Below are 18452 nucleotides of genomic sequence, written 5' to 3' on the forward strand. Positions count from 1 at the left end.
CACTTTACTCTCGATCGCACGCTCTCTTAACCCAGCCCACGTAATATGCGCTCGATATATTCAGCAAGCCCTATCTATGTTCTGACGCGGTTGTTACCGTCAGATCCCACACCCCCTCACCAACAAATGTCGGGCCGAACATCCAGCCCGGCCCGCATTCTCCAAAAGCCCCACAACGATTCACTTCAACCAGGCAGGATGAGCCATCAAAGCTGCAAAAGGCTGCACTCCCCGCAACTGATTCGACAGCGGCAAATGACCCCTCGGCGCGCTCAAATCCCAAATAAACTCTTGCGGATACCGCGTCCAATTATTCCCTTTCTTCCAGCCAATTAGCGGCCACAACTTATCCCAATTCTTCCCCGAACCGAGCCAAATTTCCCGCTGCACCGAAAAGCCAAATTTGCCTTCGGAATGAACTTTCCACAGCGTATTAATTGTTTGCAAATCCGCCACGGGCAAACTCTCAACTTGCGTAAAATACAGCCACTTTCTCACGGAAGCTGTATCACCCGCCAATTCACAAAGCTTGTCTAAAGTCAAGCGATCGGCTTCTTGAAATTCCTGTAACGCCAATAATTGTTGCAGCGGAGTGTAATCAATGTTAGAGTCCGATCGCAGCGGCACAACCCCAGTCGGAAAATTCGCTTGCAAAAACTCCGTCGCTCTCGGAGAATTAGCACTGTAAAGAATTTGGTAAGCCTTACCCATTACCGCAGTCGGTGCCTCTGACTTGCGCTCTAATAAAAATTCCATCAATACATCCCAACCGGAATCTGCTATTTGTTGTTGCAGCAGTTGCAGTTGAGCTTTTTCCGAACCAGACCTCAACTGAGAGCGGAGTTCGGCTGTATCGGCCGCCGAGTCTAGAGGAGAAGTAGAAATCGAGTCAGTCATGAGAAACTATCAGCTATCAGCTATCAGCTATCAGCTATTAGCTGAAGCCCTGGTTTTCCCCCATTGTACAATGGTACTGACTCGGATTCACTTCTCTGTACTCGGATGCCTGCGCGCCACGCTGCCTAGTTTAGCCGATCGATCGCCCGTACACTTTTCGCCAATGGCAGCAATTGCAAATAAGTCTACCATCTGAACTTTACAATCGATGCCATGTCAAAGAGTTTTTCTTGAACCTAGTCGTCCACGATCGAAACCCATGCAGAGAACGAAGGCGGAAAAAAGTTTATATCATATTCCGAGTCTTCCCACTCTTTGACCCACAGCGGGACGGCGCCGGGGCGAGGAGTTTCAGAAAAGGTGCGTTCTTTGACTTCGATCGAGTGAAATAGCTGTTTTAAAGTATCTCCCCGATCCAAAGCTTCGCTAAGGATGTCGTCCAACTCAGGATCGACCCGTTTGACACGGTTTTTGTCCTCCTCCAGCCACAGAAGTTTCAAAGACTTCAGATCTCTCGGACTGAGGATGCTCTTGTAGTAAACGCGCTTAAGGGTCGCTACAGGCTCCAATGAGCGTTCGATCCGGCGAATTTGCTGAACTCGCAGGTAGTGCCATTCCGCTAAACGCTTGCTTTCCGAAGGCGGGAGGGTGCCCTTGCCCGCTGCGTGTTTGTAGTCGTATTTAATCAAACTGCAAGCCATATTGGCTAGCAGATGAATTAACTGTTTTTCTTTGGGTGTTGCCTGACGCCGTTCCTGGGTTCTTGTCAATACGCGCTGTCTGCGGGTAGTTTCGAGAGTATTTTCCATTGGGTTTTTACGAGATGAAATACGATTGTGCCAGATCCAAATCCCGAACATCAGAAGGTAAGGAAGTTGATAGGCGGGGAAACTCCACCGACAGACTCGCCTTACCTATTTATTTTCCCATCCACCGTTCTCTGAAACTGATCCCCACCCCTGGGATTAGGTAGACTGATCTTGGGATCGAGTTTTAACCGCCTCGATCAGAGGCGGTTGGGACAACAAGCACCACAACTACAACCACAACCGCATCAGAGCGAACCACACAATAGCGCCAATTATTTCCTGCCTTTACGCGTTTTTACCTCTTCTTGCTCCCCATCCTCATTCGTTCCAGTGTAGTTAAAGTCGGGACGACTCTCCCAAGCCGTCAAACGGCTGGCTGATGAATGTTGTGGGGCGATCGCTAAAGCGCTGGTGCTGCCTGCCTGGAAAAAGCCGAAGCCAGCCGAGGCAATTACCCCTAATACTAAGATGCTGTTTTTCATGTTCGATGACCCTGATTTCCGTAGATTGACACTTTTTGGCTAACCCGATCTGTCAGAAATGGGTTGATGCAATAGCCCACTTGTCTTCTGATAAATCTGCCTGCCATAATCAATTCAGACAGGCACACCCGCTTGTGATCGGAACCGCCGGAAGTGACGTGTTACTAATGTCCACGATCATCCATCAACCCGAATTTTTTGGGTAGTGGAGCGAAAGCCATCAGGGCGTCGATCCATCAGGGAGTTATGCCATCAGGGTGCTAATCCATCGGGTAGTTAAGCCATCAGGGCGCATCTTCTACAATTAGCCACCGACTTAACTTTTATAGTTGAGCGAGTGGTTAGCCTGGTACTGACAAAGCCTTTAAGAATTAAACTTTTTGTGGATGCATCCTGAAAAGTTTGTTCTGAGGAATCCCCAAACGCGAAAGCCCGGGGAAAGTCAGCAGCATGGAATTCCATGCAATCTAAGTCAACTAAAAAAACGCAGATTAACGATATCTCCCACTCAAGCAGTCCTCAGCCAAACGCTGGGGTTTTTTATTGGCAGCCATTGCTCAGTCTTTTCCTCCGGCATCCGGCAGGCGGAGCTAAAGGCAGAAGGTTGACGGCGCTGTGGTTAGGAGTTTCCCTGCCCACATCATACCACCGGGTGAATTTTAAAGTATTATTGTAAAAAAAAGTGAAAAAAACGGCGTTTGAGCGTTCTCAATCCGATCGACTGAAAATTTATCTAATTATGTGAACGAGTGTAAAAAATCAAGTGGCGCGCTACGATTGGGCAGATCGTAAGATTTGCGGTGAACGCTTGCAAAGATACGGTAAAGATTGACGAGAAGAAAGCTGAGCTAGTAGACAATAGAGAAAGAGGAAGAAAAATTTTCCACCATAGTAAGGCAAATTCAAAAAAAACCATGCAAATGCAACAGGCAAACTCCAAACCCTGATTGAATAAGTCATTCCCCAATCTAAAATCTAAAATCTAAAATGCTATAAGCGGGCCATAATTGCAATTTGTAACCTTTCGATCGCACAGCATAGGGGTGTAAAATCTTGATGAATTCCCAGATTACAGCAGAAGTCAACTCAACGTACCAATATCAAGTCGGAGGATATTTGCCTGCCGCTGCGCCCACCTATGTCAGGCGATCGGCAGACAGCGAGCTCTACGAAGGACTCAAAGCCGGAGACTTCTGCTACGTGTTGAGTTCGCCACAAATGGGAAAGTCCAGCCTGCTAGTGCAAACGGCCAAAAGGTTGCAAGCCGAAGGTACAGTTTTTGCCGCCATCAACTTGAGAAGCATCAGCAGCCCAGATATCTCCCCCCAAAAGTGGTATGGCGGCATCATGTACCGCATGGCCAGCAGTTTACACATCACAAACAGGTTTGATGCCATCAAGTGGTGGAACGATCGCGAACTGCTATCGCCGGTGCAGCGATTGGAGATATTTATCGAAAAAGTTTTGCTCAAGTCACTTCAGCAAAATCTGGTAATTTTCATCGATGACATTGACAGCATCAGCAGCCTAAATTTCAGTACCAGCGATTTTTTTGCTTTGATCCGGGCTTGTTACTCCAAGCGGGCAGAGCAACCGGAATACGATCGCCTGACTTTTGCTGTTATGGGAGTAGCAGCCCCCTCAGAATTGATCCGAGATCCCAGATGTAACCCTTTTAATATTGGACGGCAGATTCATTTAAGTCGATTCCAACTGCACGAAAGTTTGCCGCTAGCAAAAGGATTAGCCCTGAAAGCTTTTCGCCCCCAAAAAGTGCTCCAAGAAATATTAGCTTGGACGGGCGGTCAACCGTTTCTAACTCAAAAACTTTGCCACTTGGTACTTGAATACGGGCCTTTTATTGGCAGAAATTCCGAAGCTAAGCAAGTTGAAAAACTGGTCAAACACAGAATTATTAAAAATTGGGAAGAAGAAGACGAACCCCAACATTTGACAGCAATACGCGATCGCATTTTCCATAGCCACTGCGACCTCACGCGGCTGTTAACGCTGTACCAGCAAGCTTTGCAACCGCCCCAGGCAACAAAATCCGGGGAATCGCAGGGAGTACCAGCAGATTACTCTCCCGAAAAAATCGAATTGCAACTGTCAGGACTGGTTGTTAAATCTCACGGTAAATTAATAGTTTCCAACCTAATTTATCAGTCAGTTTTTAATCGATTCTGGGTAGAAAAAGAGCTGGGAAAATTGGCCCCTTACCGCTCCGCGCTAGCAGCATGGCTAGCTTCAGACCGCGAAGATGAATCGCTGTTATTGACAGGGGAAAGTTTGCAGTCAGCTTTGGATTGGGCGGCTAACAAACAATTAAGCCAAGAACACTATTGGTTCTTGAATCCCGATCGAACTTTTGAGGAAAAACCGAAAGTGGTTGTCGCACAAGTTGCAGACAGCAGCGTAGACACAGATGCAGACAGCCGCATCCTCACCCCGCCCTCAGATAGTGTTCCAACAGGCAGCAACGAACAGAGATTGTACGATCACATCGTCTCCTGCGTGGAAACAGAATCCCCCGCACAGGTGATCGAGCGGTTCCGAAAGCTATTTATCGACGGCATGGGCTATCCCGATCGAGAGATTGAAGCAACTTTGTACAGTATAGTCTCCGTCAAGCGATTGGATCAGCACTTTAAATATATCCTCCACCGCTGCTGCTACATCCCGATCAACCGCTGGCAATTGCAATCACACAACCAGTTCGCGATCGCCAAGTTGGTAGCTTTATTTAAGCAGAGTTCTCCCAGATTCGGGACGGAATTTTACATAGTCAAGCGCTTGCAAGAACAAATAGCTTTCTTTACTAAAAGTGAAGAATTCCAGACCCTAGAGCGCTTAGTAAAAGCCTTAGATAGAGAGGCGGAACCGCAGACACAAGATACAGATTATCCTTTGGGCGAATTGATATGTCGGTATCCTTATTTGTACGGGTATTCTCTGCTGAGCAAGGGCAGCATTGAGGAAGACCAACAAACCATTCAAAAACTGGCATTTCAAAGACAGCGACAATTTGAAACACATTTGTCTCAATATTTAAATTATATGGTTGAGCCGAGAAATACAGAAATAGGAATTGTGCAGCGAGCGGCTAATCCCACACTTTTGAATGATGCAGAACTGCACTTAGCGGTCAGGGAATTTGCGGGAAAAGTAGCAGGCGATCGCAGCTACAAAGAAGCGGCTCAATTTTTCCTGAGAGATTCCCGAAAAACTCCATCTTACGCCTCATTTAAAGTGGATTTATATGAATATTTAATATCGTCCGTAGAACCAGAGTACGGCGGGCGTCAATTTAATGACCGTTTGTACAAGCAAATCAAAAATACATTGCGAGAAAATGACTCGGTGAAATTCAATAATTCATTGTTAGTTCGGACTTGCCACCAGTTGTTCAACTTCTTAGTAGTTGAAAATTCCCAACATCTCAGCCACTACGTTTTTTACGACTTGGTGTACAACCTCGGCGCCAGCCGGACAATGGGTTTACTGCTCAAACTCGTTCTACTTTCGGGCAAAGTTAAACCAGAGTTGGAAAACCGATTTTCTATTTTGTTTAATCACTATGAAGGTAAAGCTTCTAATGAAATTATGTGGTTTGTCAAATCCTTGGAAAATTTTAATGTGGCTTTGGTTGTTAATTTTGGTAAGACGGATTTGTCTTTGGTTAAACAGCAGCTTATTTTGGCTTGAGAATAACAAAATCGCTCGGACAGGGTTATATAATAGTATTAATTAAAAAAAATCCAGGACAAAGAAATGAAAGCCTTTGAAGTCACAGGAACGATCGACGAAAAAGGTCAATTAATTCTCGATCGACCTTTAACACTAGACACTCCGGGCCCCGTGCGAATTATCGTCCTTCTTCCCGAACCTAAAGATGAAGCTGAAGAAGACCCCGACGATACTCCAGTTGAAGAAGTAAAAGCTAGTCTCAGAAGAGCGTTGCAGGAAGCTAAAACCGGACAGCGAATACCTCTTTCTCAAATGTGGGAGGGCATCGATGTCGAATGAATCCGAGCTCGTTCAAATCGATTTAACGCCTGAGTATAAGCGAAATTTGCGTGAATTATCCAAAAAATATCGCCAAATCCGGCTAGATACTCAGCCAGTAATTGAACAAATACAGGCTGGCAATTTTATTGGCGATCGCATTCCCGGAATGGGCGAAGATTATATCATCTTAAAAGTCCGGGTGAAAAACAGCAACATCCAAAAAGGAAAAAGTGCAGGGTATCCCATGATTTATCAAGTCGAATCGCCCGTCAGCGTACTGTTGTTAACCATTTACTCAAAATCAGATCGAACAGATATTAGTCTCAACGAAATCCGCAACATCATCGCCGAGTTTGATGAAAACGAATAGCGGTGTATTATTATTAATTTTATGATTAGCTATCTCAAAGGCACAGTCGCCGATATCGCCAAAGGCAGCAACCGCGTCATATTGACTCTCGAAGTCAATCAAATCGGCTATGAAATCCAAATTTTGCCCCGCGTGACCGGTCAATTGCCGGCATCCGGCGAAGTCGCCCAAATTTTTACCCACCAGCAAGTTAAGGAAGACCAAATCGTATTGTACGGTTTTGGCAGCGCGGCAGAACGCGATTTGTTTCGGCAGTTGACGAGTGTCAGCGGTGTTGGTGCTCAACTGGCGATCGCACTTCTCGATACTTTAGGATTGCAAGATTTAGTCCAGGCGATCGTCGGCGGTAACACCCGCATCCTCGCCAAAACACCGGGCGTGGGTACAAAAACCGCAGAACGTCTCGCCCTGGAACTCAAAAGCAAACTCTCCGAATGGCGACAGCAAGCAGGTTTGACAACTTCAGTCGCCGCCGGAGTCCCCCCAGCTATTCAAGAAGAAGTCGAGATGATCCTGCTGGCGATGGGATACACTGCGGCTGAAGTTTTGCAAGCGCTGCAAACCCTCAGTCAAGACAGCACTTTGTCCGCCAAAGGAAATGCCGATGATTGGATACGTGAGGCGATCGCCTATTTGAGCCGATAATCGCCTACAATGATAATCCCCTACAATATCTAGCCGCCGGGAATAAAAACCCAGGACGGGCGGGACGCCCATCCCACAATTTTTTTTCCTGTGGGATGGGCGTCCCGCCCGTCCTAAGTATGTTTACAATTCAAGTCTATTCTGCTCAAAAAACAAACCCATCCGTAGCAAAAATTTTATCGTTATTATGCTTCCCCTGTGATAACATTGGAGATTGTGACAATCGTACAAAAAAAACTAAAATCAATTCATGGCTCTTACACAACAGCGCAAACAAGAAATCATGGGCGACTTCCAAACCCATGAAACCGATACCGGCTCAGCAGATCTCCAAGTCGCCATGCTGACCGATCGCATCACCAAACTCAGCGCCCACCTGAAAATCAACCAAAAAGACTTCGCCTCCCGGCGCGGTTTGATGATGATGATCAGCCGCCGCAAGCGCCTGCTGGCATACATCCAAAAGCAAAATGTCGATCGCTACAAAGCATTGATTGCCCGCCTAGGCATTCGCGGCTAAACACCCAAGCCAAAATTTGCGACAATATTCTTTAATCTTGGACAAACACCAAGACTTATTGAAAAATGTTCGAGATTTCAGGTTAGAGATAAAATATGTCCTCCGAACCACCCCGCAAGCGCTTGCCCTTTGAACCGGCAACGAATCGTAAAAAAACGCCTAAAAAGCCCCCAGAACCCGAAGCAAGCGTAGCCTTAGAGTCGGATTCTGCCGACAAGCAGCCCAAAGCTAACAAAACCGGAAAACAGGCGCAATCCATCCCAGAAGTAGTCAGCCAACGCATGATATCTCGCATAGCGGTTTTCTGCGGCATACCGACCATCCTGGGAATTTCCACATTTTTTGTCAGCTATTTGATAGTCAGCAAAGGCTTGTTTGATTTGCCCAACACAGCAGTATTGCTGGTAAGCATGGGCTGTTTTGGTCTAGGCGTTCTGGGATTAAGCTACGGAGTCCTCTCGGCTTCCTGGGATGAAGAAATTTCAGGAAGCACTCTGGGGTGGGAAGAATTTAATACCAATTTTGGACGGATGCGAGAAGCGTGGCGCGCCGCCAAGCCAAAAAGTTAGTCATTAGTCATTAGTCATTAGTTATTAGTTATTAGTCATTAGCTAAAAACTAAGCTGTTAACCATCTAGAGTTTGTATTTGGGGAGGGAATAAGAACCCACCCAGAACAATGCTAATAATACTGATATAAATAGATTCTCGATCGCCATTGCATCTATTTTTCTCAGTGCATCAGAGTCATCATCCGTAGTTTAGCCCAACAGAAAAGGCAAAAAAAATATGATTATTGTAATGAAAGCCGGCACTCCAGAAGCCGAGATCGATCGCATCGACGAAGAGCTCCGCACTAACTGGGGTTTGATCCCAGAAAAAATCGTCGGCCGTTACAAAACCGTCATGGGTTTGGTGGGCGACACCGTTGAGCTCGAACCGATGCAACTGCGCGAAATGAGCACCTGGATTGAAGAAGTGCTGCGCGTGGAAAAACCCTACAAACGTGCTTCTCTCGAATATCGCCAAGGAGAACCCAGCGAAGTAGCGGTTGCTACTCCTTTAGGAACTGTAACGATCGGCTTGCATCACCCGATCGCGATCGTAGCAGGCCCTTGCTCGGTCGAAAACGAAGAAATGATTGTCGAAACGGCAATGCGCGTCAAAGCTGCTGGAGCTCATTTTCTCCGTGGTGGCGCGTACAAACCGAGAACTTCCCCCTACGCTTTCCAAGGCCACGGCGAGAGTGCTTTGGGATTGCTAGCTGCGGCCCGGGAAGCTAGCGGTTTGGGAATTATCACAGAAGTTATGGATGCGGCCGACTTAAGTGCGATCGTAGAAGTAGCCGACGTAATCCAAGTCGGGGCGAGAAATATGCAGAATTTCTCACTGTTGAAGAAAGTCGGAGCTCAAGACAAACCTGTTTTGCTGAAGCGCGGCATCTCGGCCACCATTGAAGAATGGTTGATGGCTGCTGAGTATATCATGGCTTCTGGCAATCCGAACGTGATTTTGTGCGAGCGCGGAATTCGCGGGTATGACAGGCAATATACGCGGAATACGCTAGATTTGTCGGCAGTACCAGTATTGCGGACTCTGACTCACTTACCGATTATGGTTGACCCCAGTCACGGCACCGGTTGGGCGCAGTTTGTACCGTCGATGGCGTTTGCTTCGATCGCCTCTGGTACTGATTCGCTGATGATTGAAGTGCACCCGAATCCGAAAAAAGCTTTGTCTGACGGGCCGCAATCTTTAACACCGGATCAGTTCGACAAGTTGATGGAAGAATTGGCGGTGATTGGTAAAGTCATGAACCGTTGGCCGCAACCCGTGCCAGCTTTGGTATAAAAACAGGCGAAACGCCTAACCTAAAATGCGATCGCTGTTAAATCCCCGACTTCTTAAAGAAGTCGGGGATTTTGTTATTCGGTTTTTGGAATAGAGGCCCAGGGGCGATCGTACTTCTAGGAATGTTGGGAAATTTTGTATAATTGATATTTGAGTTAATTAGCGAGAGGGCTGGGAGTCATGGTAGGCATCGAAACCAAACTCACTTTAGCAGAATTTCTAGCTTTGCCCGACGGAGATGTATATTGTGAGTTTGTAGATGGTGAAGCAGTTCCTAAAGTGTCTCCAAAATTTTTTCATTCCAGTTTACAGGGAGCTTTGTGTGACCTGATTCGTGTATGGTGTAAAGGACGCGGGCGAGTGCTTCCAGAATGGGCAATTTTGTTAAAACGTCAGGATAAAGATTGGGTACCTGTTCCCGATTTAACGTACATTTCTTATGAACGTCTGCCGAAAAGTTGGCGGCGAAATGAAGCTTGTCCTGCAAGTACTGAACTGGTGATTGAGATTATATCGCCGGATCAAAGTATGAAGGAATTTGAAGAGAAGGCGAAAGATTATTTGGCGGCGGGCGTTCCGCGAGTTTGGGTGATTGATCCAGAGGCTATTTTAATTAAAAGTTTTTTGACCGATGGTTCTAGTCAAGTTTATACGGATAATACACCGATTGTGGATGAGTTGCTGCCTGGTTTGGAGTTGACGACTAGACAGATTTTTGAAGAAGCGGAATTGATTGATTGATTGAGGGCGATCGTACTCTGTGCAAGATATCAGTCGTAGGGTGCATGACAACGGGAAAACTTTAACTCGCGGCGGTGGGACTATTGACTGTCACGCAATGCGACAAAACCATAGTATTTACAAGGTACTATGGTTTTTTTGCGCTTACCCTCTCGTCATTGAATTAGCGAGCACTTTGATTTAAGATTGTTTCAATTTGATTCTGTACTTGTTCAAGTTCCCGACGTTTGTCAGCCAGCCAAACTTTTTGGGCCTCGCATTCTGCTTGATTTTGGCGATCGTGCTTTTCCTGCTGTTCTAATAAATTCTCCCACAGCGATATCGCTTTTGACATCGCACCGCTACTGGCTTCAACTCTTTCTTCAAAGACTGCAATAATTCTTTCGTGTATCTTATCAAGAATAGACTGTGAAGATTCGTTGAACTTGTCAATCCCTAACTCACAAACTTTTTCCTTTATTTGAGCTTTAACGGCATCGCCATCTAAAAAGCTCCAGCCCAAACCTCCACCAGCACCCGCAAGTATTGTCCCTAAAATTACTGGAATGATACCAAGTGGAAGAGCGATTAACACAGCAGCCGCGACAGCACCAATTCCCAAACCGCCCATGAATAATCCGCCGTCGCCAATATCGTCAATTGATTCAGCAATCCCGCTTCCAGTTGTACCAATCTCGCCCAAATTACCTGCCATCGCCAAATTATTAAATTGACTGACAAGGTTACTACTCAGTTGCTTATCGAACTTTTGAAACTCCTGCCGAATCGCATCAATGTCTTCATTTATTTGACTATTTAAAGCTCCCGTATTCTCTTGTAAAATAGACTGTACTTTTTGAGTAGCCCAATCTTCTATTTCTTGGGTGATATCTCGCACAAATTGGTCGGAATAATCTTTCGTCAGCTCGTTTTGACTCCACATATGCGAATGCTCCGAAGTCCAGCCGTCGCTTTTTGCAATCAGGCGTTGTCCCAATCCTTCGACCCATTCATTCCAAGATTCAATAGCTTCTCCTACAGATTCCTCCCTCAGTTCATTAGCTAAAAGTCTAATCTTAACATCGCGGCCGCTTGCTTCCGCCATTTGTTCAAAAATATTCGCCTTATCTCCTTTAGAAACTGTCAAATTTCCTTCTAAGATTTCCCTATATTGACTCAATTCATCGCAGCCAGTATTAATAATTTGCTTAATTCCGGCTGCTGATTGCTGAAGTGCGATCGCCCCCCGTTCAACTGTCAAAAACTGTTCCAGAGATTTGGTAAAATCCTGAAAAGATTTCACATACTCATTTTCCGTCCCATCCAAAATAGCCTCAAGTGCAGATTGAGCAGAAATCAAATGAATCCGGTTTTCACCCACAATCAAATTTTGTTTTTTAACAAACGTTTCTACCCTTTCTCTTGCCTGCTTGCGGCTTCCTTCCCGACGCAGCAAATCGGCAAAATTAACTAAAATAAAAATATTTCTTGCAGCTTCATCATCTCGATCGGGATTCAACTTTTGTTTCAAATACAAAAGAAGTTCCCGCTCTTTTTCTGTCAAAAGATTCTGAGCGTGAGTCAAAAAAATCACCGCATCAGTTGTTTTGAGAACCTGTTCCGTAACTAACGTGCGTTCCGCTTGTTCGTTCAATCCGGGAGTATCAATAATTTCTACACCATTGGTACACAATTCGAGATTCGGATGCTCGAAAATGATTTCTTTGATTTCTGAATTGACAATTTCCTCCCCAAAAGAACCTAAAGCCGCTTCCTCAGAAATCGATGCTTTATCTTTATATTGCTCAGGTGAAATCTCCTCTTCTCGTCCGTCTGTGTATTTGCAGATAACGCGCTGCTGTAGGCCGTATGTCAAAACTGTCACCGTACCGCTACAGGGAATATCCCGCACCGGTTGAATTTCCTCCCCCAGCAAAGCATTGAGTAAAGTAGATTTTCCTTTACTAAACTCGCCGACAACAGCAACGCGAAACCGCTGAGATTCTAATTTACGAGATATTTTTGTTACTTCTTCTGGTAAATTAGGAGAGAGCACGTTGCGATCGCTTCCATCTCGCAGGGTTAAACCTAGTTTTCCACAAACAGCATCCAGTTGTTGCCGATACTCCTGAAAATTTTTCAACTCCTGATAGGACGAGACTGAACTTTTGTGATTTTTTTGCTGTTTCGGTTTGGCCGGCAAATGTTGGATAATGTGACTAGCAGCACGGACAAACATAGAATCGAGAGCTTGAAATTGTGCTGGATCGAGTAACGAGTGAACTTCTGCTAAAGCTGCTGTATCGCTTATTGTTTGACTGCTAAAACTCGCTTCCAAAACAGTCAAAAATCGCCCAGCGATTCCGAGTCTGTTGGCAATGTTTTGCAAATATTGTTTTTCTCGTTCATCTATTGTCCCATCTGCCGCCGACATTTGATACCCAAAACTAATCAGCAGTAGTTTTTCCTCCTCAGAAAAACACGCAGTCAGCGCCAACAACACCGTCACTTTATTGTAAACTTGCCGGTCTTGCACGCTCTTAACCATCGGCATTACCAATGGGCGCAAACTGTTGTTAGCGGGGATAAGTTCCGTAAAAGTTGTCCGCAATCGCTGCTTTTCCTCAGCACTTACCGTACCGTCGGCATGAATGACTCCCAACAATACCGTCACTAGCCCCGCCAGAAAAAGCAGAGGCGGAGTAATATCCTCTTTTCGTAGTTTTTGCCCAGTCAGCAGCGAAAAAAGCTCAACCGTTTGCGGACTAATTAGCGAAGTGTCCATTTGCAGGGCCTAGTGATAATTTTTTTTATTTAAACTATCATAATATATTAGTTATTCTGTGGTTTGCTACCAGGGTAAAAATTGATGATGAACTTTGTATTTCCCGCAGCGGTACAGGCTGCGATCGAGGCTGGCAAGTACGTACAAGTGTTTACATCGGCTGGAGTGCCGATCGGCATGGCGAGAGATGCAGCGACAGGAGAGTTCGTAGCCCATGCCGTTGGCGCAGCCCTCAACAACAACCCACTATCGCCCTTAGTGTCTCCCATGCAGTTTGTCATGGGCGGCTTACAGATGCAGCAAATGCACATGGGCTTTCAAGGCGTCCAAGCCACTTTGGGGGTGCTGCAAGCGACAACAGCCGTCATTGGTGTGGGAACTTTCGCCGGGGTAGCCTTATCAGCGGTGAATTTGCACCAGACATTGAAACTAAAAAAAGCGGTAGAGAGGCTGGACGTTAAAGTAGAAAAAGGATTCATCGATTTACAAGAACTTGTAAAAGGCGAAAGCGCGGAAATTAAGAAATTAATTGCCGAAGTCGTTGCAGATATAAAATTTAACAGCCACCGTTTAGTTTTAGTGCGGGCTTACGGGTTATTTAATCAAGCAATTCAACGAATGCGATCGGCTTTGCAAGTGCAAGATATCAACGGCCGCAACGCTGAAATTGTTGAAGCGCGGGGGATGTTGTTTAAAGCTTTAGCAGACTACACAAATCCGCATTTATTAGAAGAAACTTGTGCGGCGGGACAGTTGCGTCGGTTAGAGTGCAGTTGGGCAATCGAGCAAAGTATTATCGGCACGTATCAGGTGCAAAATGAATTTGGTGCTGCAGGCGATCGGCTTTCTCAGCTTCAACAACAAATCCGTCAAGATGGCTTAAGAATAATTGATGCTTGTGACTCTGATGACGAACTAGATTTTCTGTTTCCTGAAATCACGCGAATTCACAATCACGATTTAGCTGCCTTAGACATTTGGCTTAATCAGATTGAATGGACTAAAGCTTTGCCAGAAAGTGAGTTAAAGCAGTTAGAGAGTGCTGATTTTAGTAAATCAGACTTAGCTGTTATGGGGGATAAAAATTCAGCCAAAACAGCTTTGGCGATACCGGATGAACAGTTATTTTATGAAAATTTGAGGCCGAAGTCTCATTTTTATGCGCTTTGCACTCAACTGGAATTAATGCTCGATCCGCAGCAGCGTCAAGAGTACGAAGATTATATCATTGAGCAAGGGGAAATAGCGGGTCATAAAAGTTTAGTATCGTCGAACTTGGAAAAAGCCTCGAATTTGGCTGTTGCTAATCTTTTTTACTATTTCAAAGTCCGAGATAAATCGCAAGAATCGGAATAATCCGACCTAATTTGTAATTTGCTTTAAGTTTACCCCTGTTTTGATTATCCATCAATTACTATCCAGAACTCAAAGACATTCATTAAGTTGTTTCAGATCCCCTTGCGGCTGCACTTGCTTGTGCAAACTAATTTTGTCGCCCACTTCATACCCCGAATTAAAACCCGCCTCACTGCTGACTTGAGAATCTGTTCTCGTTCTAATTTTAACCCCTCGGCCCTCTAGATAATCCGCGATCGCCCGTTGATTTTTCTCAAACATCGATCGAACTACAATCCCTGGAGTCGCCGCCACATCCCCCGAACCCGGAATCCCGGACTCTTCCATCTCCTGTTTTTGTTCCAACAATCTTTGTCTCAACCTCGTCGCGCATCCAACCCGAAAAGCATTCAGATACGCCAACCCCCTACCATTTCCTTTGCGGTATTTAGCCCTTTTTTCAATCGCAGAACTCAAATACTCGTACAGATGTTTGCAAACAATCAGGTTTGTAGAAGTTCCCACCAAAAACATACTGCCATTATAAGTATTTCGCATAGCAGTGCAACCGTTAGCGTCGGCAATTCCCGAAAGCAGCATCATTTTCCAAGTGACAAATTTCGATGTTGTTTCTACTGAGTTTTCGTCAATCTCTTCTTGGTGATTTGGCCCTAAATCCGCGAGGCTGAGATTGTACTGTGCCAGTAAAAGGGAAGCTTTTTCGGCTGCTGCTGTCGATTCGTTTTCATTGGATGAGGTGGCTAGGGCTAACAGCTTTTTGATTCTTTCGACAATACTTGTGTCTGCCATTTTTCAATCGGTTCTAGGGTGAGACTACGCGGTGGCAAGGATTTGGGTGAATTCCCATTTTAGTATAGCGTGCAATGTGCGATGTTTTTTGAGGAGGATTTTTTTGAACCGCAGAGGGCGCAGAGGGCGCAGAGAGAGATAGAAAGAAAGAAAGAAGTTTGCCCCTGATGCGCGGATTGGTTGCTATTCGAGGACTTCCAGGACTGATTTGGGCAACAATTTATCTTTAAACCAAACTACTTTTGCTGGCACATCATTTACATTCACCCCGGCTTTTTCTAAATTCAGGCGTTCGGAAATAGCTAAAATCAAGTGATCGCATTCAGACTTCTGTACTTGTGCAAATTTCTTTTGCAAATACTCCGGCCGCCAATAGCCAACTATTTCTAATAAAAACACTCGCCCGTCGGGATGCACTAACCGAAAGTCGGGAATCATCACACTACCAGGAATCGGAATTAAATCAACTTCTCGCTCTAGTTGCCACTCGGTTTTTGTGGAATTCCATCTTTCAGCAAATGCGGCTTCTAACATACTATCATAAGGCTTGCCAGGGGGATAGTGGCTGACTAAACCGCAGTCGGAATTTAGGGTAAATTTACCTATTTTTAAAACGCCGCTAAAAGGATCTTTTGTGTGCAGTGTCGAGTGCATACTCCATTTAGTGACGTGCAGCAGCGCGGGCAGCATTTTCGCCAGGGCTAAGCCGTAGCGGGTGCTGGGTTTGAATAAGCTTGTAGGGCCGTCTATTGTCAGTGTAAAACCGTGGTCTGCATCGCCTTCGATGTAAGTCATTAATTGAAATAGTTTCAGATAGCGAAATAAGAGTTTGTATTCTCCTGGATCGTTGCGGTGGGCGGTTAATTGGACTTGACTTGCTCGGTAAAATATGCCTTGAACTTGAGAAAGATTGTATTTGTGAAGCAAGTTTTCGGGAGTTGGTGCATTGAACTCAGTGAGAATTTTGTTTTCGTTTAAATCCGCGTATAAACCTGTAGTGATTTCGTGAGGAAAAACTTCTCTGTTTAACTCTTGGCTGAGTTCAGATGCTATTTTTTCCAAAGTTAATTGGGTGGATTGAGGGCTGGGAGTCGATCGCGCGGACAAGGCAAAAACCCGCTGTCTCAACTCTGAGGGTTCTAGGGGACTAATGACTTCTAAGGTGCAGAAACCGCCTTTGAGGAGGTGCGCTAATCCCCGTTTCAGCCGATAATCCGGGCTGTCGCCTTCTAATTCTAGCAAGCGTCCGTCGAGTTCGCCTTGGGTTTTGCCGATCGACTCTTGGAAGCAGTTGATCATTTCTGTAGCTGCTTCTAAGTTTTTAGCATCTATCTTGAGGCGGAGAGGAATAATTGATTCTCCGTTTTGGCGGTGACTTAATAAATCAGTGGGTAACATTTGTTAATAGTTTTTTATTTTTTACGAACCGCGAAGAGGGGAAGAACGCGAAGGGAAGAAAGAGAAAGAAAGAGAGTGTTCAGAAATAGTTTAGGCTTGCTACCAGGGAATTTCATCATTGTCTTCTCCCCATTTTGCGGGTGATTCTGCTGCTTTTTTGGTTGTCTCTCGCTTGACTCCGTAAATCGGTGTCGGTTTGACAGTTTCTAATTTCTGATATTCTGGCTTTGGCGGTTCTATTTGTGTTTGTGGTTGGGGTTTGTGAGGCTGCATTCCTCCTCGGCGCCGTTGAGAAGTTCTTTCTTCGCTGGTGTCTTCGGTGACGACTTCGTAGAGAATTGCTAACTTATTTACATCGCTGCTTTTGCGGAGAACTCGACCCAATCGCTGAATGTATTCGCGTTCGCTGCCGGTTCCTGACAAGATGATAGCAATTCTGGCGTCGGGAACGTCCACTCCTTCGTTGAGGACGTGGGAGGCGACGAGGGTTTTGTATTCGCCGCTGCGAAAGCGATCGAGGATTTCGTGGCGTTCTTTGACTGGGGTTTGGTGGGTAATTGTGGGGATGAGAAATTCTTGGGAAATTCGGTAAACTGTGGCGTTGTCTCCGGTGAAAATTAGGGTGCGCTGGGGAGAGTGTTCTGCTAGTATTTGGGCTAAGATTCGCAGTTTGCCTTCGGTACAAAGGGCGATTTCTTTGGCTTGGCGGTGGGCTAGCATGGCGCGCCGTCCCAGGGGCGATCGCGCGCTTGCCATGATAAACTGTTTCCAACCTTCGAGGCTGGATATTCTGATGTTAGACTGTTTTAAGAAGTCGTTGCGAATGTTGATTAATTCGGCGTAGCGCTCGGTTTCTTCTGTTGACAGTTTTACCATAATTTGAACTATTTTATGGTCGGCTAAAGCATCGCCTGCCAAATCTTCTGGTCTTTTGCTAAATACTGTGGGGCCGATTAGGAAATGCAAATCGCTGTGGCGGCCGTCGGTGCGATCGGGTGTAGCTGTCAGTCCGAGTCGAAAAGGCGCGATCGCATATTCGGAAATTACTCGATAAAAGTCCGTTGGCAAATGGTGGCATTCGTCAAAAACCAGCAAACCATATTTATTGCCCAAAGTTTCTGCATGAATACTTGCACTGTCGTAGGTTGCCACTAAAATTGGCGTTTTGTCCCGCGAACCTCCGCCCAATAATCCGATTTCGATGTCGGGAAAAGCTGCCTTTAAATTAGCATACCACTGGTGCATTAAATCGAGAGTTGGTACTACAATTAATGTACTGCGACCAGTGACTTGCATGGCTAATTGTGCCAGATAAGTTTTGCCGGAAGCGGTGGGGAGGACGACTACTCCTTGGCTTCCTGCTTCCTGCCAAGCTGCGAGGGCCTGTTCTTGATGTGGGTAAGGCTGCATTTCCACGCTGGGTACGAGTTCGAGTAGTTCGTATCCCCTCGCTTCGTCGGTGAAGTGAATGCACTCGGCTTGGAGGCATTCTACCAGCGGGCGGTAGTGAATTGCTCGAATGCGGTATTTTTCCACGCGATCGTCCCATGTCGCAAAGTCCACCCAGTCTCTGCCTTTGGGCGGCGGGTGCAGCAATAGAGTTCCGCGATCGAATGTTAAGGTAGGTGTGCGTGGCATTTGTTTAGATAGGGGGGCGAGTTATGCCTGTTAAATTATAAGTGACAGATCAAATATATTGACTCTTCTTGAAATTATCTGCGTTACTCTGTGTTAATCAGCCCTACATCTGCGGTCGATCTATCAATCAAAAAATTATGTAATTCAAGTCTAAATTGAGGAAATTGCGATCGCACTGGATAAAA

The 18452-nt window shown here is 45.7% G+C and carries 17 protein-coding genes; 10 read left to right on the forward strand and 7 right to left on the reverse strand.

Features of this window, described 5'->3' with window-relative positions; all coding sequences use genetic code 11:
• Positions 1-180: 180 nt before the first annotated feature.
• On the reverse strand, positions 181-897 hold the full coding sequence (locus tag QUA34_RS19420) for a GUN4 N-terminal ARM-like repeat domain-containing protein (protein ID WP_333324034.1): 717 nt from the start codon (positions 895-897) through the stop codon (positions 181-183).
• On the opposite strand from QUA34_RS19420, the gene QUA34_RS19425 reads away from it, so the two are divergent.
• Complete coding sequence (locus QUA34_RS19425) at positions 896-1093, forward strand: hypothetical protein (RefSeq protein WP_333083152.1); 198 nt, start codon at positions 896-898, stop codon at positions 1091-1093. The two genes, QUA34_RS19420 and QUA34_RS19425, sit on opposite strands and share 2 nt — an antisense overlap.
• Positions 1094-1133: 40 nt before the next feature.
• Here the strand turns inward: QUA34_RS19425 and QUA34_RS19430 are convergent, their stop codons facing one another.
• Both QUA34_RS19430 and QUA34_RS19435 read right to left on the reverse strand, forming a co-directional pair.
• On the reverse strand, positions 1134-1706 hold the full coding sequence (locus QUA34_RS19430) for a hypothetical protein (protein ID WP_333175374.1): 573 nt from the start codon (positions 1704-1706) through the stop codon (positions 1134-1136).
• 272 nt (positions 1707-1978) lie between these two features.
• A complete protein-coding gene (locus tag QUA34_RS19435) occupies positions 1979-2188 on the reverse strand; it encodes a hypothetical protein (RefSeq protein ID WP_333324037.1) in 210 nt (69 codons plus the stop codon).
• A 1056-nt stretch (positions 2189-3244) separates the two neighbouring features.
• Between QUA34_RS19435 and QUA34_RS19440 the strand changes: the two genes are divergently transcribed.
• The 8 genes from QUA34_RS19440 to QUA34_RS19475 all read left to right on the forward strand — a co-directional run bounded on the left by QUA34_RS19440 (position 3245) and on the right by QUA34_RS19475 (position 10322).
• Positions 3245-5893, forward strand: a complete 2649-nt coding sequence (locus tag QUA34_RS19440; RefSeq protein WP_333324208.1) for an AAA-like domain-containing protein — start codon at positions 3245-3247, stop codon at positions 5891-5893.
• Positions 5894-5959: 66 nt separating this feature from the next.
• Positions 5960-6214: a type II toxin-antitoxin system RelN family antitoxin gene (locus QUA34_RS19445; RefSeq protein WP_333324039.1), complete on the forward strand. Its 255-nt coding sequence runs from the start codon at positions 5960-5962 to the stop codon at positions 6212-6214.
• Complete coding sequence (locus QUA34_RS19450; protein WP_333324041.1) at positions 6204-6566, forward strand: type II toxin-antitoxin system RelE/ParE family toxin; 363 nt, start codon at positions 6204-6206, stop codon at positions 6564-6566. Before QUA34_RS19445 ends, QUA34_RS19450 begins: the two co-directional genes overlap by 11 nt.
• A gap of 21 nt (positions 6567-6587) precedes the next feature.
• A complete protein-coding gene (gene ruvA / locus QUA34_RS19455; RefSeq protein ID WP_015174486.1) occupies positions 6588-7211 on the forward strand; it encodes a Holliday junction branch migration protein RuvA in 624 nt (207 codons plus the stop codon).
• Between the two features lie 250 nt (positions 7212-7461).
• The gene (gene rpsO, locus QUA34_RS19460) at positions 7462-7731 is read left to right on the forward strand and encodes a 30S ribosomal protein S15 (protein ID WP_333205659.1); all 270 of its coding nucleotides are present in this window, start codon (positions 7462-7464) and stop codon (positions 7729-7731) included.
• A gap of 95 nt (positions 7732-7826) precedes the next feature.
• Positions 7827-8300, forward strand: coding sequence for a PAM68 family protein (locus tag QUA34_RS19465; protein ID WP_333388942.1), 474 nt, complete (start codon positions 7827-7829; stop codon positions 8298-8300).
• A 219-nt stretch (positions 8301-8519) separates the two neighbouring features.
• On the forward strand, positions 8520-9581 hold the full coding sequence (aroF, locus tag QUA34_RS19470) for a 3-deoxy-7-phosphoheptulonate synthase (RefSeq protein ID WP_333388943.1): 1062 nt from the start codon (positions 8520-8522) through the stop codon (positions 9579-9581).
• 180 nt (positions 9582-9761) lie between these two features.
• A complete protein-coding gene (locus QUA34_RS19475; RefSeq protein ID WP_333388944.1) occupies positions 9762-10322 on the forward strand; it encodes a Uma2 family endonuclease in 561 nt (186 codons plus the stop codon).
• A 163-nt stretch (positions 10323-10485) separates the two neighbouring features.
• Here QUA34_RS19475 and QUA34_RS19480 read toward each other — a convergent pair whose 3' ends face one another.
• A complete protein-coding gene (locus QUA34_RS19480; RefSeq protein ID WP_333388945.1) occupies positions 10486-13086 on the reverse strand; it encodes a dynamin family protein in 2601 nt (866 codons plus the stop codon).
• Positions 13087-13170: 84 nt separating this feature from the next.
• Between QUA34_RS19480 and QUA34_RS19485 the strand changes: the two genes are divergently transcribed.
• On the forward strand, positions 13171-14442 hold the full coding sequence (locus QUA34_RS19485) for a hypothetical protein (RefSeq protein WP_333388946.1): 1272 nt from the start codon (positions 13171-13173) through the stop codon (positions 14440-14442).
• A 69-nt stretch (positions 14443-14511) separates the two neighbouring features.
• Here the strand turns inward: QUA34_RS19485 and QUA34_RS19490 are convergent, their stop codons facing one another.
• From QUA34_RS19490 to QUA34_RS19500, 3 genes are all read right to left on the reverse strand, one after another.
• On the reverse strand, positions 14512-15231 hold the full coding sequence (locus tag QUA34_RS19490) for a DUF2786 domain-containing protein (RefSeq protein ID WP_333388947.1): 720 nt from the start codon (positions 15229-15231) through the stop codon (positions 14512-14514).
• A 183-nt stretch (positions 15232-15414) separates the two neighbouring features.
• Entirely contained in the window at positions 15415-16629 is a 1215-nt protein-coding gene (locus QUA34_RS19495) for a DUF790 family protein (RefSeq protein ID WP_333388948.1), read from the reverse strand.
• Between the two features lie 99 nt (positions 16630-16728).
• Entirely contained in the window at positions 16729-18267 is a 1539-nt protein-coding gene (locus tag QUA34_RS19500) for a DEAD/DEAH box helicase family protein (RefSeq protein ID WP_333388949.1), read from the reverse strand.
• Positions 18268-18452: the final 185 nt, after the last annotated feature.

Origin of the sequence: Microcoleus sp. POL10_C6 (assembly GCF_036701585.1) — a bacterium.
Taxonomy (GTDB): domain Bacteria; phylum Cyanobacteriota; class Cyanobacteriia; order Cyanobacteriales; family Microcoleaceae; genus Microcoleus.